20 protein-coding genes are annotated in these 21,077 nt (G+C 57.3%); 4 read left to right on the plus strand and 16 right to left on the minus strand.

Annotation, left to right across the window (positions count from 1 at the left end; translation table 11 throughout):
- Nucleotides 1–166: 166 nt before the first annotated feature.
- Nucleotides 167–1,297, plus strand: a complete 1,131-nt coding sequence (locus tag AB5Y85_RS03165; protein WP_005353621.1) for a cupin domain-containing protein — start codon at nucleotides 167–169, stop codon at nucleotides 1,295–1,297.
- Between the two features lie 183 nt (nucleotides 1,298–1,480).
- Nucleotides 1,481–1,894: a hypothetical protein gene (locus tag AB5Y85_RS03170; protein ID WP_021229911.1), complete on the plus strand. Its 414-nt coding sequence runs from the start codon at nucleotides 1,481–1,483 to the stop codon at nucleotides 1,892–1,894.
- Between the two features lie 96 nt (nucleotides 1,895–1,990).
- On the opposite strand, the gene AB5Y85_RS03175 is transcribed toward AB5Y85_RS03170, so the two are convergent.
- The 4 genes from AB5Y85_RS03175 to pdxH are packed head-to-tail and all read right to left on the minus strand — an operon-like array spanning nucleotide 1,991 to nucleotide 5,466.
- Nucleotides 1,991–2,530 carry a GNAT family N-acetyltransferase gene (locus AB5Y85_RS03175; protein ID WP_005344037.1) on the minus strand — a complete coding sequence of 180 codons (540 nt, stop codon included), beginning with the start codon at nucleotides 2,528–2,530 and terminating at the stop codon, nucleotides 1,991–1,993.
- 6 nt (nucleotides 2,531–2,536) lie between these two features.
- Nucleotides 2,537–4,177 carry a GNAT family N-acetyltransferase gene (locus AB5Y85_RS03180; protein WP_257687281.1) on the minus strand — a complete coding sequence of 547 codons (1,641 nt, stop codon included), beginning with the start codon at nucleotides 4,175–4,177 and terminating at the stop codon, nucleotides 2,537–2,539.
- Nucleotides 4,177–4,791 (minus strand): glutathione S-transferase family protein, encoded by a 615-nt coding sequence (locus AB5Y85_RS03185; RefSeq protein ID WP_257687280.1) that lies wholly within the window; start codon nucleotides 4,789–4,791, stop codon nucleotides 4,177–4,179. Before AB5Y85_RS03185 ends, AB5Y85_RS03180 begins: the two co-directional genes overlap by 1 nt.
- A 36-nt stretch (nucleotides 4,792–4,827) precedes the next feature.
- The gene (gene pdxH / locus AB5Y85_RS03190) at nucleotides 4,828–5,466 is read right to left on the minus strand and encodes a pyridoxamine 5'-phosphate oxidase (RefSeq protein ID WP_005353629.1); all 639 of its coding nucleotides are present in this window, start codon (nucleotides 5,464–5,466) and stop codon (nucleotides 4,828–4,830) included.
- Nucleotides 5,467–5,780: 314 nt separating this feature from the next.
- Between pdxH and AB5Y85_RS03195 the strand changes: the two genes are divergently transcribed.
- Nucleotides 5,781–6,992, plus strand: a complete 1,212-nt coding sequence (locus AB5Y85_RS03195) for an RsmB/NOP family class I SAM-dependent RNA methyltransferase (RefSeq protein ID WP_128816158.1) — start codon at nucleotides 5,781–5,783, stop codon at nucleotides 6,990–6,992.
- 106 nt (nucleotides 6,993–7,098) lie between these two features.
- On the opposite strand, the gene AB5Y85_RS03200 is transcribed toward AB5Y85_RS03195, so the two are convergent.
- The 6 genes from AB5Y85_RS03200 to AB5Y85_RS03225 all read right to left on the minus strand — a co-directional run bounded on the left by AB5Y85_RS03200 (nucleotide 7,099) and on the right by AB5Y85_RS03225 (nucleotide 14,358).
- A complete protein-coding gene (locus tag AB5Y85_RS03200; protein WP_113740762.1) occupies nucleotides 7,099–7,488 on the minus strand; it encodes a RidA family protein in 390 nt (129 codons plus the stop codon).
- Between the two features lie 69 nt (nucleotides 7,489–7,557).
- A complete protein-coding gene (gene pflB, locus AB5Y85_RS03205; RefSeq protein WP_257687279.1) occupies nucleotides 7,558–9,852 on the minus strand; it encodes a formate C-acetyltransferase in 2,295 nt (764 codons plus the stop codon).
- 44 nt (nucleotides 9,853–9,896) lie between these two features.
- Nucleotides 9,897–11,255 carry a propionate kinase gene (tdcD, locus tag AB5Y85_RS03210; protein WP_307772285.1) on the minus strand — a complete coding sequence of 453 codons (1,359 nt, stop codon included), beginning with the start codon at nucleotides 11,253–11,255 and terminating at the stop codon, nucleotides 9,897–9,899.
- Between the two features lie 51 nt (nucleotides 11,256–11,306).
- Entirely contained in the window at nucleotides 11,307–12,638 is a 1,332-nt protein-coding gene (gene tdcC / locus AB5Y85_RS03215; protein ID WP_157161174.1) for a threonine/serine transporter TdcC, read from the minus strand.
- Between the two features lie 11 nt (nucleotides 12,639–12,649).
- Nucleotides 12,650–13,654, minus strand: coding sequence for a bifunctional threonine ammonia-lyase/L-serine ammonia-lyase TdcB (gene tdcB / locus AB5Y85_RS03220; protein ID WP_042082470.1), 1,005 nt, complete (start codon nucleotides 13,652–13,654; stop codon nucleotides 12,650–12,652).
- 359 nt (nucleotides 13,655–14,013) lie between these two features.
- Nucleotides 14,014–14,358, minus strand: a complete 345-nt coding sequence (locus AB5Y85_RS03225; protein WP_005353650.1) for a Grx4 family monothiol glutaredoxin — start codon at nucleotides 14,356–14,358, stop codon at nucleotides 14,014–14,016.
- A gap of 288 nt (nucleotides 14,359–14,646) precedes the next feature.
- Between AB5Y85_RS03225 and sodB the strand changes: the two genes are divergently transcribed.
- Nucleotides 14,647–15,231: a superoxide dismutase [Fe] gene (gene sodB / locus AB5Y85_RS03230; RefSeq protein ID WP_005334664.1), complete on the plus strand. Its 585-nt coding sequence runs from the start codon at nucleotides 14,647–14,649 to the stop codon at nucleotides 15,229–15,231.
- 112 nt (nucleotides 15,232–15,343) lie between these two features.
- Here the strand turns inward: sodB and AB5Y85_RS03235 are convergent, their stop codons facing one another.
- From AB5Y85_RS03235 to ccmE, 6 genes are all read right to left on the minus strand, one after another.
- Nucleotides 15,344–16,156, minus strand: a complete 813-nt coding sequence (locus tag AB5Y85_RS03235; protein ID WP_257687278.1) for a VacJ family lipoprotein — start codon at nucleotides 16,154–16,156, stop codon at nucleotides 15,344–15,346.
- A gap of 85 nt (nucleotides 16,157–16,241) precedes the next feature.
- Nucleotides 16,242–17,510, minus strand: coding sequence for a c-type cytochrome biogenesis protein CcmI (gene ccmI / locus AB5Y85_RS03240; RefSeq protein ID WP_257687277.1), 1,269 nt, complete (start codon nucleotides 17,508–17,510; stop codon nucleotides 16,242–16,244).
- Complete coding sequence (locus AB5Y85_RS03245) at nucleotides 17,507–17,986, minus strand: cytochrome c-type biogenesis protein (protein WP_019444734.1); 480 nt, start codon at nucleotides 17,984–17,986, stop codon at nucleotides 17,507–17,509. The genes ccmI and AB5Y85_RS03245 overlap by 4 nt, the downstream gene beginning before the upstream one ends.
- A gap of 11 nt (nucleotides 17,987–17,997) precedes the next feature.
- Entirely contained in the window at nucleotides 17,998–18,528 is a 531-nt protein-coding gene (locus AB5Y85_RS03250) for a DsbE family thiol:disulfide interchange protein (RefSeq protein WP_257687276.1), read from the minus strand.
- The gene (locus AB5Y85_RS03255) at nucleotides 18,525–20,480 is read right to left on the minus strand and encodes a heme lyase CcmF/NrfE family subunit (RefSeq protein ID WP_257687275.1); all 1,956 of its coding nucleotides are present in this window, start codon (nucleotides 20,478–20,480) and stop codon (nucleotides 18,525–18,527) included. Before AB5Y85_RS03255 ends, AB5Y85_RS03250 begins: the two co-directional genes overlap by 4 nt.
- An 82-nt stretch (nucleotides 20,481–20,562) precedes the next feature.
- Nucleotides 20,563–21,054, minus strand: a complete 492-nt coding sequence (gene ccmE, locus AB5Y85_RS03260; protein WP_005334685.1) for a cytochrome c maturation protein CcmE — start codon at nucleotides 21,052–21,054, stop codon at nucleotides 20,563–20,565.
- Between the last annotated feature and the right edge of the window lie 23 nt (nucleotides 21,055–21,077).

The following is a 21,077-nucleotide window of genomic DNA, read 5'->3' on the forward strand; positions in this document are numbered from 1 at the left end:
AGCGGATAAATGACACCACCGGGGCCCTGTGCATGATCTGCAACAGGGCCCCGGTTATTTTATGTGGCACCCTATATACGGTTTGCAAGCGGGCTTGCCCGAGGCCGGCAGCCGCCTCTGGCAAGACCTCTCCTGACCTTTGTCGAACCCTTTGACGAGAAGATCTATGTACGAACTCAATCTGGATATCGCTCACTTCCTTGAGCACTACTGGCAGAAGCGCCCACTCCTTATCAAGGGCGGCTTCAAGGACTTTCAGGATCCCATCAGCCCGGACGAGCTGGCCGGTCTGGCCATGGAAGAGGTGGTAGAGTCCCGCCTCGTCACTCGTTTCGACGGCAAGTGGGATGCCGCCCACGGTCCCTTCGAATCCTACGACCATCTGGGCGAAGAGAACTGGACCATTCTGGTACAGGCTTGCAACCACTGGGCTCCCGAGGTGAACGAGCTGGCCGTGCCGTTCCAATTCATCCCGGGCTGGCGCTTTGACGATGTGATGGTGAGCTTCTCCACCCCCCATGCGGGTGTCGGCCCCCACATCGACAATTACGATGTGTTTATCACCCAGGGTCTGGGCAAACGCCACTGGCGAGTCGGCGATGCCAAGCCGCTCAACGAGTTTGCCGCCCACGCCGCCCTGCTGCACTGCGAGCCGTTCGAGGCGATCATCGACGTCATCATGGAGCCGGGCGACATCCTCTACATTCCGCCCGGATTCCCCCACGAAGGCTACGCCATCGAGCCCTCCATGAACTTCTCGGTGGGTTTCCGCGCACCGGATGCCAAGGCGCTTATCTCCTCCTTTGCCGATCATCTGATCGACAACGAGGTGCGTACCGAGCGTTACGGCGATGCCGATCTCAAGCCCCGTGCCCGTCACGGCGAGATCCAGCCCCACGAGCTGCACCGTCTGCGCGAGCTGATGCAGCAGGCCCTCGATGACGAGACCCTGTTCAAGGAGTGGTTCGGCACCATGATCTCCGAGGCCAAGCACGATCTCGACGTCAATCCGGTCGAGCCGGACTACAGCGCCGAGGAGGTAGCCGACCTGCTGACCCAGGGCGAGCCTGCCATCAAGGTGCCGGGTCTGCGCACAGTCTGGTTTAGTGGTGAGAGCCAGCAGTGCTTCATCGACGGCGAAGCCTGGACGCTGCAGAGCGAAGACGCGGCAGCCATTTCGCTCTTGTGTGACAAGGACATCATCACTCAGGCCGACATGGTGGAGTTGGCCGATCAGGCCGGTTTCCTGCAACTGCTGACCCGTCTGGTCAACCGCGGTTACTGGTTCTTCAACTGATCCGGCGGCAACTGAAGGATAAAAAGGCGCCTTATGGCGCCTTTTTTGTCACTCAGAGGCGGTTCAATTAACAATCGATGCGCGAAGCTGAACCTACTCTTGATGAACCGACATGTGGTCATTTATTGAGCTAACATGGATGGGTATCATGCGTCCGTCCCTGTTCACAAGAGAAGCGCCACCATGCAAATCACCTCCCGGCCCATGCCGCTGCCCGATTACGGCAAATACCCCTCCTCTCCCGCTGTCACACCCGAGCAGGTCAGTCAGGCCCGTAACGAAGCACTGACCAAGAAGGATGAATTGCAGGCACAGAGCGAAGAGAAAGCAACGGCTCGCAGAACCCTGGCGGTCTCTTATACGGCGAACCAGCAAGATAAAGCCGTGGTGGAGCGCTACCTGGAGGCCAGCGGTCAGGAGAGCGACAGCAAGTCGGGCCCGAGCACGGCTGATATGTATCAGGCTGCGAATCGCTACCAGCGCCAGCAGAATCTGAGCGACTACATGCAATTCCAGCAGAGCCCGCTCGCCCAGCAGATGGGTGACATGGTGGGTGAAGATAATCGCAAGGGTACCCAGCTCGATATCATTGCCTGAGCCAATTTGCTCGAATAAGCCCGGCAGGGACCAATACAAGATGAAAAAGCCCTCGATGAGGGCTTTTTCGTTATAGCTTGTCGCTGCGACGTCTCGCTATAAATGGGACACTTCTGCCTGCGCGTCCGGCAGCTCGTCGGGAAGTTCATCAAACAGGGGGTGATAGAGCACCTCACCCTGCACACCCGCAAAACCGCGCTCCTGTAGCTCCATCGCCATAAAGCAGTCGGCAGGCACCTCATAGATGCAGTGCAGGCCAAACTCGCTGGCCGGGCGGAAACCGAAACGGCTGTAATAGGCCGGATCCCCGAGTACCACCACTCCTTTCCAGTCCATCTCGAGCGCCGTATCAAGCCCTTCACGGATGAGATCAGAGCCAATACCCTGACCTTGCCAGTCGGGATGAACCGCGACCGGCGCCAGACCGAGCCAGGGCCCTTCCATGCCGTTAATGGTGATCGGGCTTAGCATCAGGTGCCCCATGAACTCGTACTCTTCCTCTTCGACCATGGTCACTACGGCAGCACCACATTCGCGCAGGCGGTTGACCAGTTCGGCCTCATCGGAACGACCGAAGGCGGCACTCAGCAGCTCATAGACCGGCAGCATGTCACCGGGGCGCTCGGTTCTCAACATCAGGTATTACTCCTCGTACAGCAGAGCGGGCATTATTCCACACAACGGCTGGTCATTCTGAGTACCTTTGTCCAAAAATGGGAGGGTGCACTCAGGAAAACGAGCGGCAAACTGCTGCTGCAAGGCGGTTAGCGTAGCCGGGGTGACCCTGTTCATCGCCTCACGGTAGGCAAACCAGAGGGCAGGAGCCTCCCGCGCCAACCGATCAAAGGTCAGTTCGGGCGTTTGATGCCAACAGCCATCCAGCTCATCGACCAGCTCCGGCAGCTCCACCAGCAGCCGTAACTGCTGATAGCGTATCTGCGAAGAGTCACTCTGATCGCCCAGCGCCTGCGCCATCAATTGGTTGAACCAGTGGAGCCGTGATGCACGCTCCTCGCGGCTGAGCAAATCGGGCCCCTGCCGCTGCAGCGCGGCCAGTTGCAGCAACCACGCCAGCCCCTGTTCATCCCTGTCTTTCAGCAAGACACCGCCAAGATGGGACAACTGCTCCGGTTCGGCCTGCTCCAGCAGATCGACGGGATAACAGTGCAGCGCCAGCAACCGCTCAAGATGCGGTGGGCAGCGCAGAAAACAGGGCTTCTCCCCCGCCCCCCTCTCATCCACAAAGAGCGAGATAGCCAGCTTGCTGTTGGCGCTCTGCCGATCCAACGTTACAGGATCCCACAGGATCACCACAGCGATCCGCTCATCAGCAAGCCAGCAGGCAATCTCCCCGGCCAAGGGATTGGGTAAGGAGGGTGCGCGATCCAGCCGCCAGTAACTCACCTCGCACGGCTGGCGACCACTGATATGGCGCCGCCCGCGATAGTGCATCCCCACTTTTGCCATCACCCGGCCGGAGGCTAAATTGTCTGGCATATGGCGAGCCGTCAGCGCAGGCAGTTGCAGTTGGTCAAAGGCGAACCCCTTGACCAAGCCAGCGGCCCGAGTCGCCAGACCGCGATTTTGCCAGGGCACGCCCACCCACCAGGCGAGCTCGCCATTCCAGTGCAGGGAGATCACCCCAAGCAACGCCGCACCTTGCTCCTCTGGCAAGGTGATGGCCCAGCTCCAGCCAAGGCCAAGCGCCGCCTTGTGCCAGCTGAGCGCCAGCCAGTCGCGGGCCCCCTCCGGCGGATAGGGGTGAGGAATATTGAGGGTGTAGCGCGCCAGCGCCTCGTCGCTGCAGTAGCGCACTATCTCGCGCTCATCGTCGGCCTGCAGTTGTCGCAATACGACACCTGATAGCGAATGCCCCTCAACCAGGGTCGGCACCGTCACGCGGCGCGCCAGCAGGCGATTAAGCACGGCGCCCAAATCGGCCTCGGGGGTGAGCGGCAGATCGGCCCCCACAGGGCCAAGGGTGAGCAGTCCCTGCTCCCTGGCGAGGGTCAATAGGGAGGTAGAGGCACTGATCAGGATCTGGCGGCTGGGATCAACATGAAAATCCGCCAGCAGATCCCCATCGAGCCAGGCAGCCAGCAGGGCACCCGGGCAGAGCACCCCGTCAGGAGGACTGCTCGCCCAGGGAGCATCGGTTTGATCGAGGACGGCCGCCGCCTCTTTGCCCAGTAGCAGCTGCCAGCGATGACCTTGCTGCTGCCAGTGCAGCAACAGCGCAGCCCACTGCGGTTGCCACAGACTGGCCTCGATCAGCAGTTCCATCAGCTGGCCTGACAGGCCACTGGCAGCGTCAGGTGACGGGGATGGGCTTCGATACGGGCGATCCAGCTACGGATAGCGGGCCACCCCTGCAGGGAGAAGATCCCCTCCTCTGCCACGTGGGTGTAGGCATAAAGGGCGATATCGGCGATGGTCGGCGCATCACCGCACAGGTAGGGGCTCTGTTTCAGCTGCTGCTCCATTACCGCCAGCGCCTTCTCGCCACCGGCTTTCAGCCCGTCGAGCCGCGCCTCCTGGGACTCGGGGCGGCCGAGATAGTGAACGATAAAGCGGGCCACCGCGATGTAGGGCTCATGGCTGTACTGCTCAAAGAACATCCATTTGAGCACCTCGGCCTGCTGGCGCGGATCGGTTGGCCACAAGGTGCTACCTTGCGCCAGAAAGAAAAGGATGGCATTGGATTCCGCCAGCGTATCGCCCTGGCCAATTTCCAGCACCGGGATCTTGCCGTTGGGGTTCATGGCCAAAAATGCGGGGGTACGGGTATCCCCCGCCTGAATATCTACCGCTACCCACTCAAGGGGCAACTCCAGCCAGCGGGCCAGCAGCCACACCTTGTAACAGTTGCCGGAACGCAGATCACCATACAGACGCATACACACTCCTTGTGAAAACAGATTTGAACAGCGCGATCAGGGGGCCAGACGCTCGATATGCCAGCCATCCCCATCGCGGGTGTAGTAGAAGCGGTCGTGCAGCCGGTGCTCGCCCCCCTGCCAGAACTCCACCGTCTCGATCACCACCCGGAATCCGCCCCAGAAGCTCGGCAGCGGCACTTCGCCATTGGCAAACTTCTGCTTGAGCTCGAGGAACTTGGCCTCCAGCACGCCGCGGGCCGAGATGCGGGTCGACTGTTTGGAGACCCAAGCAGCGATCTGGCTATCCTTGGGACGGCTGTGGAAATACTTCATCACCTCGAAAGTGCTCATCTTCTCCACCCGACCGGTCACATGAACCTGTCTGTCCAGCGTGTGCCAGGGAAAGAGCAGGCTGATACGTGGATTGCCTTCCAGCTGCTGCGCCTTGCGGCTGCCCATGTTGGTGTAAAAAACCATCCCCTGGGCGTCGTAGTGCTTGAGCAGCACGGTGCGCTGCCAGGGCTGACCATCGGCATCGACGGTCGCCACCACCATGGCGGTGGGATCGGTCAGTTTGGCCTCACAGGCCTGCGCCAACCACTTCTCGAACAGCGCCAGCGGCTCGGCCGGCAGATCGGCCCGGTGCAACCCGCCACGGGAGTATTCACGGCGCAGATCAGCAACATCCATCATCTTGATTTTCCTTCAAATAAATAATGGTTCCACGACCATCAAGAGAGTGACGCAGGCATTGTGCTCCGCTCATCTGTCAGTGACAAGCCATAACACAGCCGAGCACTCCACCGCAGAACAGATAACACTTCGGCAGTTGCTCTTGCCAATTTTCAGACGTAGTCACAGTCAAAAAGGGAATCACACTCGACCACACTTTATATATCTACCTTGCACCGCATGACCCTTACACCTATCATTGCGCCGGTTTATCTGTTTTAGAATCATCCACAACTACTCGGATGGTTCATCTTTATCTGGCCAAGGTTAATCTCATGCTCAAATCCCCACTGTTGCCCCGTTTCGGGGATCTGGTCGTTGCTATTGTTGACGATGTGCTCGGTCAGGGTCTTACCCTCGACCGCGCTTATGCCCGTCACTTCTCCGGCATCGAACTCAAACCGCAAGAACAGGCAAGGATTGCCCTGGTCACCGGCGACCTACTGCGCCGTCTCAGCCTCTATTGTTTCCTCACCGGTATTCAGGTGCGTCAGGCCGAAAAGAATGTCTGGCCACTGCTGCACAGCTGGCACGCCTTCCACAAAATTGCCCAGCCCAACCACCCGACCCTGGATCGCTTCAATGAAGAGGCGTTCCGCCGCCGTCTGACCGAGGCGAAGAAGAACCCGGTATTGATGGATGGTTGCCCGAGCTGGCTGGAGAAACTGGGTAGCGAGCAGTTGGGTGAAGCCTGGCCTGCCGAGCGTGCCGCCCTGGCCTGGATGCCCAAGCGTTACCTGCGGGTCAACACCCTCAAGTGCACCCGTGATGAGCTGCAAGCCATGCTGGCCAAAGAGCAGGTCACCACCATTCCGGTTGAAGGTGTGGAGACTGCCCTGCAGGTCACCTCCGACGCAGCCCTGTTCCGTACCAAGGCCTTTGCCGATGGTTGCTTCGAACAGCAGGACGCTGGCTCCCAGCTGGTTGCTGCTGCGCTGGAAGTTGCCCCAGGCATGCGCGTTATCGACGCCTGCGCCGGTGCCGGTGGCAAGACCCTGCATATCGCCGCCATGATGCAGGGCAAAGGCCGCCTGCTGGCAATGGATGTGGAAGAGTGGAAGCTGGAGAACCTCAAGCAACGCGCTCGTCGCGCCGGTGCCCACAACGTGGAGACCCGGGTCATCACCAGCAGCAAGACCGTCAAGCGCCTCAAAGAGAGCGCCGACCGTGTACTGCTGGACGTGCCCTGCTCCGGTCTTGGCGTACTCAAGCGCAATCCGGATGCCAAGTGGCGCGATACCGCCGAGCGTCTGCCGGTGCTGGTCGCGCTGCAGGAAGAGATCCTGCAGCGCTACAGCCAGATGGTGAAAGTGGGCGGCATGCTGGTTTACGCTACCTGCTCCATCCTGCCCGAGGAGAACCGCCAGCAGGTGGACAAGTTCCTCGCCGCCAACGAAAACTTCCGTCTGCGTGACGATCACACTGTGAGCCCGTCCGAGACCGGCTTCGACGGTTTCTACATGGCCCGTATCGAACGGATCGCCTGATCCAGAATGACCTGCTCCTTGCGCCCTTATCGCGCACGGCGGGTTCGATGAAAAAAGAGCAGCAGCCCTCGGGCTGCCGCTCTTTTTATTGATAAGGATCGCCGCGTCAAGACTCCAGCGCAGCAATCGCCTCTATCTCGATCTTCACATCCTTCGGCAAGCGGGCCACTTCCACGCAAGAGCGCGCCGGATACATGGCATCGTGCTCGGTGAAGAAGTCGTTGTAGACCTGATTCACCGCAGCAAAGTCGTTCAGATCCGAGACAAACACCGTGGTCTTGAAGATGTTGCGCACCTCGCCGCCTGCCGCCTCGACAATCGCCTGTACGTTTTGCAGGGAGCGCAGGGTCTGCGCTTCGATCCCCTCCGCAACGTCGCCGCTCACCGGGTCCAGCGGGATCTGACCGGAGGTGTATAGGATGTTGCCAATCCGGGTGGCCTGCACATAGGGGCCGATGGCGCTCGGCGCCGCCTTGGTAGTGATAACCTGTCGCATCTGGTACTTCCTCGTGCTGACAAACAAAAAGTAGGCCCGGAACAAACCTGCTCACTCCGGGCATGAGAGTTACATCATGTTGGTGAAGGTTCTGGAGATGACGTCCTGCTGCTGCTCGCGGGTCAAGGCGTTGAAGCGCACCGCATAACCGGAGACCCGGATGGTCAGGCTGGGGTACTTGTCCGGATTGTCGATGGCATCCAGCAGCATCTCGCGATTCATCACGTTGACGTTGAGGTGCTGACCCCCTTCCACATCCCGCTCATGATGGAAGTAGCCATCCATCAGCCCCACCAGATTGCTCTCGCGATTGGCCGGCTCCTTGCCGAGCGCCCCCGGCACGATGGAGAAGGTGTAGGAGATCCCGTCCTTGGCATATTTGAACGGCAGCTTGGCCACCGAGGCCAGCGAAGCGACCGCCCCCTTGCGATCCCGACCGTGCATCGGGTTGGCTCCCGGCGCAAACGGCGCACCGGCGCGGCGGCCATCCGGGGTGTTGCCGGTCTTCTGGCCATAGACCACGTTGGAGGTGATGGTCAGGATCGACTGGGTCGGCACCGCATTGCGGTAGGTCGGCAGCGCCTGGATCTTCTTCATGAAGCGCTCGACCAGATCGCAGGCGATGGAGTCAGCCCGCTCGTCGTTGTTGCCGTACTGGGGATACTCCCCCTCAATAACGAAATCGACCGCCAACCCGTCGGCATCGCGCACCGGCTTGACCCGAGCGTACTTGATGGCTGCCAGCGAATCGACCGCTACCGATAGACCGGCGATACCGCAGGCCATGGTGCGATAGACGTCGCGGTCGTGCAGCGCCATCAGCGAGGCCTCGTAGCTGTACTTGTCGTGCATGTAGTGGATAAGGTTGAGCGCGCTGATGTACTGCACCGCCAGCCAATCCATAAAGCTGTCGAGGCTGGCCATGACGGTCTCGTAATCCAGCACTTCGTCCATGATGGGCGCCACTTTCGGGCCGACCTGGATCTTCAGCTTCTCGTCCACCCCACCGTTGATGCAATAGAGCAGGGTTTTGGCCAGGTTGGCGCGAGCCCCGAAGAACTGCATCTGCTTGCCGATCACCATAGGGCTCACGCAGCAGGCGATGGCGTAGTCATCGCTCTCGAAGTCGGTGCGCATCAGATCATCGTTCTCATACTGCAGGGATGAGGTATCGATGGAGACGCGGGCAGCATAGGTCTTGAAGGCCCGCGGCAGCCCTTCCGCCCAAAGGATGGTGAGGTTGGGTTCGGGCGCTGGCCCCATAGTCTTGAGGGTGTGGAGGTAACGGAAGGAGTTCTTGGTCACCAGAGTACGACCATCCAGCCCCATGCCACCAATTACCTCGGTGGCCCAGATGGGATCGCCGGAGAAGAGGGAGTCAAACTCGGGGGTGCGCAGGAAGCGCACTATGCGGATCTTCATGATGAAGTGATCGACCAGCTCCTGGGCATCCTGCTCGCTGATAAGCCCCGCCTTCAGATCCCGCTCGATATAGATGTCGAGGAAGGTGGCGGTACGACCGAGGGACATGGCCCCGCCATTTTGTGACTTCACCGCCGCCAGATAGGCAAAGTAGAGCCACTGGACTGCCTGCTGCGCCGTGCGTGCTGGCCCTGAGATGTCAAAGCCGTAGCTGGCCGCCATCTGCTTGATCTGCACCAGTGCCCGCTTGTGCTCGGCCAGCTCCTCGCGCTGGCGGATCACCTGCTCCAGCTGCTCTCCCCGCTCGAGCGCCGGTTGCAGATTTGCAAACTGCAGCTCCCGCTCACGGATTAAATAATCTATGCCATAAAGCGCGACCCGACGATAATCTCCGATAATGCGACCACGGCCGTAACCATCCGGCAAACCGGTCAAAATCCCTGATTTTCGGCAGCGCAACATCTCGGGAGAGTAGACGTCGAACACCCCCTGATTATGGGTTTTGCGCAATTCGCTGAAGGTATATTCAAATTCGGGATCCATCTCCCGGCCATACGCTTCAAAAGAACTGCGGATCATATTTACGCCGCCAAACGGATGCAGCGCTCTTTTAAGGGGCTTGTCGGTTTGCAGGCCAACAATCTTTTCCAGCCCCTGCTCGATATAACCCGGCCCGTGGGCAGTAATGGTCGTGGCAATATTGGTATCAAAATCGACCGGTGCGTGGGTGGCGTTCTCGATACGGATCCCCTCCATCACCTTGTTCCACAAAGTGGTGGTCGCTTCTGTGGCATCCGCTAAAAACTGTTCGTCACCTTCATAGGGGGTGTAGTTCTGCTGGATAAAATCACGGACGTTGATCTCGTGCTTCCAGTTTTCACCGGCAAAACCTTGCCATGCCTGACGGAATTTATCCTGATCCAATTGCATATCAACTTTCATCAAATAAACCTCATTCACTACTCATGACACTACAGTGGAAGATGTCAGACGCACTCGGCCTGACGAACCTGCTGCCCCAGACGAATGGCATCCAGCGCGATCATTTTCTCTTCATTGGTGGGAATAACCGCCGCCAGCACCATGGACTCTGCCGCCGAAATAACCCGACAACCCTCGCTATTGGGACGCTGGTTAAACGGCTCGCTGATCGCTACGCCAAATACCTGAAGCCGTTCGCATACCAGCTTTCTGATAAAGGCCGAGTTCTCGCCGATCCCGCCGGTGAAAATAACGGCATCCAGCCGGCGCAATGAGGTGGCATGACCACCGATATGGCGGGCAATTCGATGGACAAAAGCGTGAATAGCCAATTTTGCCCCGGGATGTCCTTCGTGGTAGGCAGCTTCCAATACCCGCATATCGGAGGAGAGCCCCGAAATACCCAGCAGGCCGGACTGCTTGTTCAATACCCGCTCGATATCCTCGATGGATTGCCCGGTCTTGCTGGCGATATAGGCCAGCGCGCCAAAATCGATATCGCCGCTTCGGCTGCCCATGATCAACCCCTCCAGCGGCGTCATCCCCATCGAGGTATCGACGCTCTTGCCATCCTGTACAGCGCAAATAGAGGCGCCATTGCCCAGATGGGCGATGACCAGACCGGCATGCTGCTCATCCAGCCCCATAAATACGCAAGCCAGCTCGGCAACATAGCGATGGGAGGTGCCATGGAAGCCATAGCGGCGCACGCCGTAATCCTGCAAATATTGGTAAGGCAGCCCATATATATAAGCTTCCGGCTTGAGGGTCTGGTGAAAGCCGGTATCAAATACCGCAATTTGGGGCTGGTTGGGAAATAGCTGGCGGGCGGCCATCACGCCGCTTAAATTGGCGTGATTGTGCAGGGGAGCCAAGGGTGACACCTGCTTGATTTTGGCCAATACATGTTCATCAATGATCACGGCTTCACTAAATTCACTACCACCATGAGCAATTCGATGACCAACCAGTGCAATGGCATCCAGCAGATCCCGTTTTTTCAATTCCGCCGCGATGGCAGCTAATGCACAGGTGTGGTTATTTTCAGGTAATGACATTGCGGGCTCTTTACCCACTTGCAATTGGGGATGGGCTGTATCAATACCATCCGCCATACCGGATATCACCACCTCACAGGTTTTACTGTCCAGTACCGAGAATTTGACCGACGAAGAGCCGCAATTGATAACCAGAACCAACGAATCAAACTTCATTACATCGCCTCGATATTTATGATGTCGAGTCACTGCAGTCAGAACATATTTACCACTGAGTGTGGTGGCCAAATCACGGATAGCCTTGCCCTGGGCCCACATAATTGGGCCAACCAAGAACAGGTTATTACGCACTTCTGACTGCGCCATCCAGACCCCGCCAGGGGGGCCTGAATGGTTGATGACTTGCAGAAAAGGTTTTCAGAACAGCTTGGAAACTATATTCAGGATGGTCAGCACACCTATGATGGTGACAAACAGGTTGCTGGCCTGACCTTTATATTTTGCAAGTGCCGGTGTCTTGCTCACCGCATACATCGGCAGCAGACAGAGCAGGGAGGCGATGATTGGCGCCCCCATTGCCTCAATCAGGTCGAGGATGTTGGGGTTCACATAAGCGACCAGCCAGGTGGAGCCCATGATGAACAACATACTGACCATGTTGAGTTTTTTACTGGAAACCTTGCTCTTGTCGCCCTGATAGCCAAAGCGGAGGATAAGGCCGTTCAACCCTTCCAGCGTCCCCAGATAGTGACCGAAGAAGGATTTGAAGATAGCAACAAGCGCGATAATGGACGCCGCATACTCCAGGGTGGTGGCAAACGCAGACTTGCTGCCCGCCATTGAGGAGAAGTGGTTGGCCAGATAGGAGAGCACCGGAATGTTCTGGGCTTTGGCTTCCGCCATATTTTGCGGTGACAGGGTAAAGAGGCAGCTGAAGGCAAAGAACATCACCACGGCCACCATCAGCATGCTGGCACCGGAGATAATCTTCGAGCAGCGCTTCTCGGTAAAATCACGCCCGAACTCCTGCTCATACTCTTCCCGTTTGGAGACAATGAAAGAAGAGACAATCGGTGAGAAGTTGAAGGAGAAGACCATGATGGAGATCCCCAGCCAGACGGTAACCAGAATACCATCGTGACCAAACATCGATATCTCGCTCAGATTGACCTGATCAAAGACGGCACTGTTCCAGTACGGGACGAGGGAGAGAGAGATAACGATCAGACTGGCAATAAAGGGAAAGACCAGATAGCTCATCACCTTGACCATCAGATCTTTACCGAAGTAGATCACGAATGCCATCAACATCAACAATGCCAGTGCAACCACACCTCGATTAAGCGGAACCAACTGTAGTTGATGCTCCCAAAATGCCATAAAGGTATTGGTGATCGTCACACCATATATCCACAGCAGTGGGCAGATGGCAAAGAAATAGAGGAAGGTAATTACCACTCCACCCATTTTGCCAAAATGCTCTTCGACGGTTTCGGTGATATTGGCTGAAGGATTACTGCCGGAAAGACATAATCTGGCCAACGCCCTGTGGCAATAAAATGCAATGGGGTAAGCCAGCACCAACATGATTAATATTGGGATCAGGCCACCATATCCAGCCCGGATTGGAAAGAACAAGACCCCCGCCCCGATAGCAGTACCGAACAGACCTAATCCCCATGTGGTATCCGATTTACGCCATGCACGCGTATTCTCTTTACTGCCGGTGACAACACTGTCTAATATCATGACTGCATTCCTTACAGGCTAAATTGACGAATATTGTTCTGTTCGATAATTTCGGCGATCCGGGTCAGATCAATATTGCCACCCGAAATAATGCTGACGGTCTTTTTACCTTCGACATAATGTTTCAGCTTGCCACTGAGCAGCGCTGCCGAGGCCAGAGCTCCCGCCCCTTCGGTAATCACCTTGTTGCGCTGAATAAGGTCAACCATGCTATGACGAATATCATCCTCGGTGACCAGTACAATATCATCCACCAATTGTTTGACGATTTCGAAGGTCAGTGAACCGGGTCTTGCCACATCACAGCCATCGGCCAGCGTGCTGCTGGTTCTGTGATTGGTCATGGTACCGGCATAGAAAGAGGCCGCCATACCGTGCACATTCTCGGATTGCACACCAATCACCTTGATGGTCGGATTAATAGATTTGATAGCCATGGCAACACCGGCAATCAAACCACCGCCACCGATCGGCACTATGATGTTATCGACATCATACAAATCTTCGATAATTTCCAGGCCAATGGTGCCCTGGCCGGCAATCACTTTTGCATCGTCGAAAGGGGGGATAAATACGCGGCCTTCCATCTCCACGATTTCGCTGACTTTGGCAATGGTGTCATTGAAGCTATTTCCATGGAGGATCACTTTGGCTGAATAGTCACTGGTTGCAGCAATTTTTGATTTGGGGGCACAGCAAGGCATGACCACCTTGGCATCAATTCCCAGCATAGCACTGGAGAGTGATACACCTTGGGCATGATTGCCCGCCGAGCAGGCGACAACACCTTTTTGTCGGTCTTCCAGACTTAATGAACTGAGTTTGTTGAAGGCACCACGAATTTTAAAAGAGCCTGTACGTTGCATGTTTTCAAGCTTGAGGTAAACCTCGCCATGGCAACGTTCGCTGATGTAGTTAGAGGGTAGTTGCGCGGTCTTGTATATATGATTGTTCAGTCTTTTTTTGGCTTCAGTAATATCATGAAGACCAATGGGCAGATTGCTATACATCTTCATCGCAAATCTCTTTTTATTTATTAATTTGTAGGGTTTTATTTCACAGGGCGAAGCGATACTAGGTTCTATCACTTGCAATTAATGTGAGCATAAACACAAAAAAATCTACAAAGAGACTGCGTTACGGTGAAATTATCAAAAAATGTGATGACAGCAACACTTGAATCCAAATGGATTAAAAAAAGTAATCATATATTGGCAAAGAATATAGTTAACAACTCCAAAACAAAGCTGTAAAGATTAGATTTTTCAGGGCAATTGCGTTGCTTTTTGCAACCGACAATCAGTTGCTTGCCTGCCAGAACTGGGACAATAAAAAAGGGAGCCTATAAGGCTCCCTCTCGACAACACAGAACCGATTACTCGGCTGCAGCATCATCTTTCTTGTACTTGGCAGCAGTCTCTTTGATCAGAGCCTGCAACTCGCCAGCCTGGAACATCTCGATCATGATGTCACAGCCACCGATCAGCTCACCTTCAACCCACAGTTGGGGGAAGGTCGGCCAGTTGGCGAATTTTGGCAATTCGGCGCGGATATCCGGATTCTGCAGGATATCAACGTAGGCAAACGGCTCGCCGCAGGACATCAGAGCCTGGGAGGCCTGGGCAGAGAAGCCACAGCTGGGTAGCTTGGGGGAGCCCTTCATGTAGATGATGATGGGGTTGTCAGCCAGCTGCTGCTTAATCTTTTCAATAGTTTCCATAGGTGCCTCACTAGAGCGATTTCGGCGGCCATTCTACTGCAATCTTGCCCGAGCACAAACTGACAAAGGGGTGACCCGGCTCTAATTGCGCAAAGAACCCACACAGGATTGATCGCGATCATGGCGCCAATCAAGAGTTGTTAGGCCATCTTTGATACTGCTACAATCCCTTGGCTTTGGGCTACTCAGCCCCATCATTTTAAAAACAACTCTTTTCACATGTAGAAAAGAGTACGCAATGTCTTGCAACCGTCGCCTTCGCACGGTCCAGCCAATGGAGAGTAGAAAATGGCATTCGAACTTCCCGCTCTGCCCTATGCAATCAACGCTCTGGAACCGCACATCTCCCAGGAAACTCTGGAATATCACCACGGCAAGCACCACAACACCTACGTGGTCAACCTGAACAATCTGGTGCCGGGTACCGAGTTTGAAGGCAAGTCTCTGGAAGAGATCATCAAGACCTCCAACGGCGGCATCTTCAACAACGCCGCCCAGATCTGGAACCACACCTTCTACTGGCACTGCCTCTCCCCGAATGGTGGTGGCGAGCCGACTGGCGCCCTGGCTGATGCCATCAACAAGGCATTCGGCTCCTTCGCCGAGTTCAAAGATGCCTTCACCAAATCAGCCATCGGCAACTTCGGTTCCAGCTGGACTTGGCTGGTGAAGAAAGCTGACGGCTCTCTGGCTATCGTCAACACCTCCAACGCTGGCTGCCCGCTGACTGAAGCCGGTACCACCCCGCTGCTGACCGTTGACCTGTGGGAGCACGCCTACTACATCGACTTCCGTAACCTGCGTCCGAAGTACATGGAAACCTTCTGGGCTCTGGTTAACTGGGAATTCGTGGCCAAGAATCTGGCTGCCTAAACAGCCTCGCTTGCCAAAACGCCCCGCACTGCGGGGCGTTTTTTTATCTCGATATGGCTGCGAAAATGAATAAGGCGCCCGCAGGCGCCTTTTACATATCGAGATGACCCGCTTACTGGTCCAGCTCGTCCATGTATTCATCCAGATTGGCATCGTCAGCCTGCTCTTGCTGAGACGCTTTCAGCTCGGTCTGCTTGCCCGTCACCTTGCCCTGGTTATATTGCAGGTAGAAGTCCTTGGTCAGCGCATAAGGATCGAGGGAGTTGTCGATAATCCGCTCCTGATCGATCAGCTTGGCACGTGTGCCCAAGCCATCCAGAGCCCAGTGTGCAACCTTCATCGGGAAGGTTAACAGGGCATAGGGGAAGTAGAAGCTGTCAATCGCATCACCAACCAGCTCCCGGGTGGTAGTCGGGCCGTAGACAGGCACCATGATGTAGGCACCATTACCGATATCGGCCCTGCCCAGCACTGTGTCCATCTCCAGCTTGCTACGCTCGAGGCCGGCATGTTTGGCCACATCGAAGATACCCAACAGACCGACCGTGGTGTTGAGGGTAAAGCGCCCCAGGTTGGTGCCCGCCCCCTTCAAATCGCCGGTGATCAGATGGTTCACCATGCTGCTTGGCTCATCAAAGTTGGCAACAAAGTTGGCAATGCCATCCTTCACCCCGACCGGAATGTAGCGGGCATAGGCATGTACCACAGGACGTGCCACATAGGGCTCCAGCACATCATAGTTGACCGCCCACATGGCCCGGTTGGCCCCCTGGAAGGGATCGCGCGGATCGGCCGCCGTACTGGTGGCCCCCGGATTATTCATGCCGGGATTGAGATCCAGACTCTCTGGGCCAGGCTTGGGTGGGCCACCGGCACAGCCAGCCAGCAAGAGGGCTGCCAGTATGGCCCCTGAACGAAGATACATATGATTGTCCTGACGTTTTATTTTGATTTATCAGAAGTATAGATAACCCGGCCCCTATCCAGGGGCCGGGTTATCCAAAGGCATATTAGAGGGCGTGATCGATGCGGATGTCAATCGGAGCAGCAGGGATCTCGGCCGTCTTGACCGGCACGGATACTCCTTCGAAGGCTCCTTCCTTGTTCATCACATTGCCACCGCGCGAGAGACGTGCCTTGAACTGCAGTTCCGGATAGGCCGCCAGTTTGCTGCCTTCCATCATGGCATCGCCATCCCCGAGTGACAGGGTTACAGGCAAGGTTGGCCCTGCGATACGCTTCACGGCGATAGGCATGGGCGGCCCGTTGGGCACCACGGCAAAGACGAAGAGATGGGCATCTTCCGGCATCTGAATGCCCGCCGCCAACGTGACGTGGATGGGGAACTCCCCCTCCTTCACCGCCAGCGGTTGTCCCTCAACTGCGCCCTCTTTGGCTGCGCCTGAATTCGTCACCTCGATGCCGCGCTGCTTGAGCTGCGCGCGGGCATACTCCATGGAGCGCTCGACCATCACGTAACGGGGAGTGCCTTTCTCCATCAGTGGCAACATCGCCTGCCAGCGAGCCAGCGCGGTCTGGAAGTCCTCTTTTTGCAGCGCCATAAAGGCATAGACGGAACGCGCTTCAATATTGTCCGGATCCTGCGCGATAGCAGCCTGCAACAGGGCATCCGCTTGCGCCTCATCCCCCGTCATCATCAGCGCCTGCGCATAGGGCACCGCCACCAGCGATTTCTGGGGGGCCAGCGTGTAGGCCCGCTCCAGCGCCTCGCTGGCCATCTCGGGATCATTGCCATCCAGCGCCAAGCGTCCCAGCAGCAGCCAGCCGCGGTAGTCATTCGGTTCATCCTTGAGGCGGGTACGCAGTGCCAGCGTGAAATCCAGCAGATCCTGCTCGGTCACCTGGGCATCGCGTTCCACCAGAATGCGGTTGCTCAGCTCGCCAAGACGGCTGCTGGCATCTTGCCAGCGACTCACCTCTTGCCAGGAGCCCAACTTGTAGTAGAGCCCCAGACTCACCACCAACAGCACCAGCACACCCGGGATCCAGATCAGACTCTTGCCACTGCGGGCAGTCTGCTCCACATCAGGGATATCATCCAAGAGACTTCGTTGCAGCTCGACCAGCGAGTCGGACTCCTCAGCCAGGACACCCTGCTCGCGCTCTTCACCAATCTCCAGCAGCCGCTGGCGATAGAGCTGTTTGTTGAGCGCCGAGCGACTGATGCTCTGTTTGCCTTCACCACGCCACAGCGGCACGACGAGCGCCAGACTCACCAGCACCAGCAAGCCCGCAATCACTATCCAAAAAGCGGTCATTGTTTCTCTTCCTCTTTGAGCAGCTCGGCCAGTCGGCGCTGCTCCTCCTCGCTCAAGGCGTTATCCAGTTGTTTTTTCACCGCAGGGGACCGGCGACTGCGCATCACGACCACGGCGCCACCGATCAGGATCACCAGCAGCGGACCGAGCCAGAGGATCAGGGTGGAGGCCATCAGGGGCGGGTTATAGAGGATAAAGTTGCCGTAGCGGGCCACCATGTAATCCACTATCTCCTCTTTATCCTTGCCCTCGCGTACCATCTGGTAGGTCTTGTCGCGCAAGTCCTTGGCCAGCCCAGCATTGGAGTCGGCGATATCCTGGTTCTGGCACTTGGGGCAACGCAGCTCCTTGGTCAGTTCGCGAAAGACCTGCTCCTGATTGTCGTTGTCGAAGGTGTAGACATCGATAGCGGCCATGGCCGGCGCTTGCACCACCCATCCCAGCAACAGCAGCAGGGAAGCAATAAATACTCTCATCAAGACTCCCCTCACTTCATGGCATCAAAGATGAGTTTGAGGGTCGACGCCCAGTTCTCGGGGTTGATATCCCCCACGTGGCGATACCGGATGATCCCCTTGCTGTCGATAAAGAAGGTCTCCGGCGCGCCATATACCCCGAGATCCAGTCCCAGCATGCCGTCCGGATCATAGAGGTTGACCTGATAGGGGTTGCCCAGCTCCGCCAGCCATTTGATCGCCTTGTCGCGCTCATCCTTGTAGTTCATGCCGATGATGGGAATACCCTGCCCCGCCAGCTGTTTGAGGTAGGTGTGCTCGCCATAGCAGGTCGGGCACCAGGTGGCCCAGACGTTGAGCAGCATGGGGCGACCGGTCAGGATACTGCGATCGTGCTGCTTGTTCAGATCGTAAATGTCCTGCAGGGTGAACACCGGCACCTCTTTGCCCACCATCACGGACTCAAGCTTGGTGGGATCGGAGTAGAGCCCTTTGAACAGGAACACCGCCCCCAGCAAAAAGACGATAAAGGGGATTAAAAACAACCAGGTCTTTTTGTTCATGCCTTGGCCTCCTCCTCACGACGGCCGAAACGGTAACGCTTGTCGAGCATCGCCAGCACGCCACCAATGGCCATAAAGACGCCGCCGAACCAGATCCAGCGCACGAACGGCTTGTAGTAGATCCGCACCGCCCAAGCACCGTTGTCGAGCTGTTCCCCCAGCGCCGCATAGAGATCGCGGGTGATACCGGCATCGATGGCCGCTTCGGTCATCGGCATCCGGCTCACCTTGTACATCCGCTTCTCGGGCTTGAGCAGGGCGACCTGCTTGCCATTCTTGTGCACTTCCAGCACGCCCTTGAAGCCATCGTAGTTGGGGCCGTTCTTCTCTTTGATCCCGGCAAAGACGAACTCGTAATCGGCAAAGTGCACTCGATCACCCGCCTGCATTCGCAGATCCTTTTCGATGCTGTAGTTCTGGGTGCAGGCGATACCTATGATGCTGACTGCCAGCCCCACATGGCCGAGGATCATGGCCCAGTGGCTATTGCCAAGCTTGCGCACACCGACTGCAAAGCTGTGCTTGTGGGTCGCTCGCGCCCAGGTCTCCTGCACGCTGGTGACGATGATCCAGGCGCCCAGACCAATCCCTACCGCCGCCCACGGCTTGAAGGTTTCGGCAAAGAGCAGCGGCAACAGCAAGGCTGCGGCCAGACTCAGCACCAGTGCCACAACCACCTTGCTTTTGAGTTCCCCCAGCTCCTGACGACGCCAGCGAAACAGCGGGCCAACCCCCAGCAGCAGGGCAAACGGGATGATCAGCCAGCTGTAGATGTGGTTGAAGAAGGGAGTACCGATAGAGATGCTCCCCAGCCCCAGCTCCTTGTGCACCAGCGGCAGCAAGGTACCGAGCAGCACGGTCAGCAGACCCGCCACCAGCATGATGTTGTTGCAAAGCAGCAGGGTCTCGCGGCTCCACAGCTCGTGTTTGCCGTGGCTCTTCACCTGCGAGCCTTTAAAGGCAAACAGCAGCAAGGATGAACCGATCACCGCCAGCAGGAAGCCGAGAATAAACAGGCCGCGGGTCGGATCGGAGGCAAACGCATGCACCGACACCAACACGCCGGAGCGTACCAGGAAGGTACCCAGCAGGCTCAGCGAGAAGGCAGAGAGGGCCAGCAGCACGGTCCACGCCTTGAAGGTCGCGCGCTTCTCGCTCACCGCCAGCGAGTGCAGCAGAGCGGTACCCGCGAGCCAAGGCATAAACGAGGCGTTTTCTACCGGATCCCAGAACCACCAGCCGCCCCAACCGAGCTCATAGTAGGCCCACCAGGAGCCGAGCACTATGCCAAGGGTCAGGAATACCCAGGCCGCCATGGTCCAGGGGCGCGACCAGCGGGCCCAGGTCGCATCGAGACGACCGGTCATCAGTGAAGCAATGGCAAAGGCAAACGCCACCGAGAAGCCCACATAACCCATGTAGAGCATCGGCGGATGGAAGATAAGACCCGGATCCTGCAGCAGCGGATTGAGGTCACGACCATCTACCGGGAAATAGGGCAAGGTGCGGGTGAAGGGATCGGAGGTGAACAGCACGAAAGCAGAGAAGCCGACCGAGATCAGCCCCAGCACGCCGAGTACCCGCGCGACAGCATCGAGCGGCAGACGGCGACTGAACATGGCCACCGCCGCAGTCCAGCCCCCTAAGGTCAGAACCCACAGCAGCAGGGAACCTTCGTGGGCGCCCCACACCGCCGAGATGCGATAGGCGAGCGGCAGCAGGCTATTGGAGTTAGTGGCCACATACTGCACGGTGAAGTCGTTATCGATAAAGGCCCAGGTCAGGCAGAGAAACGACAGCAGCAGCAGCAAGAACTGGGCATAGGCGAGCGGGCGGGCCGCCGACATCATGCCAAGACGCCCCCAACTAGCGCCCAGCAGCGGATAGCTCCCCAGCAGCAGAGCGGTGGCAAAGGCCAGGATCAGCGCAAACTGACCTAATTCCGGGATCATGAAGGCATTCCTTTCAATTGAACGGTGATAACAGCCGCACCACGCACGGCAGGCAAAGCGGAAAAGGCAAACACCAGAGGGATCACTGCTTGGCTCCCTTCAACTGCGCCTCGGTATACTCCGGCTTGAAGTGCATGCCGTTGGTGGCATCGGCCACTTCCGGCGGCATGTAGTTCTCATCGTGCTTGGCCAGCACCTCGAACGCCTCTACGGTCGTGGCATCCTTGAGGGTGCCCTGGGCAACAATCCCCTGCCCTTCACGGAACAGATCCGGCAGGATGCCGTCAAACTCGACCTTCACCAGATGACCGCCGTTATCCACCAGCTTGAAGGCAACCTTGAGGCTCTGGGGATCCCGCTGTACCGATCCCGGCACGACCAATCCACCGATGCGCAGGCGCTGCCCCTCTTCCGGCTTGATCTTGTCCGGCCCCTTCCCCTCCACCAGCTCGCTCGGGGTGTAGAAGAGGTCGATATTCTGACTGAGTGCGTAGAGCACCAGCCCGCTGACGGTCGCCAGACCCAGGGTAATGGCCAGAATGATGGTGAGGCGTTTTTTGCGTCTCGGGTTCATAGGGTGTTCTCCATCTGCTGGGC

The organism is Aeromonas sp. R3-1 (genome assembly GCF_040908345.1).
In the GTDB taxonomy this organism is placed as follows: domain Bacteria; phylum Pseudomonadota; class Gammaproteobacteria; order Enterobacterales; family Aeromonadaceae; genus Aeromonas; species Aeromonas veronii.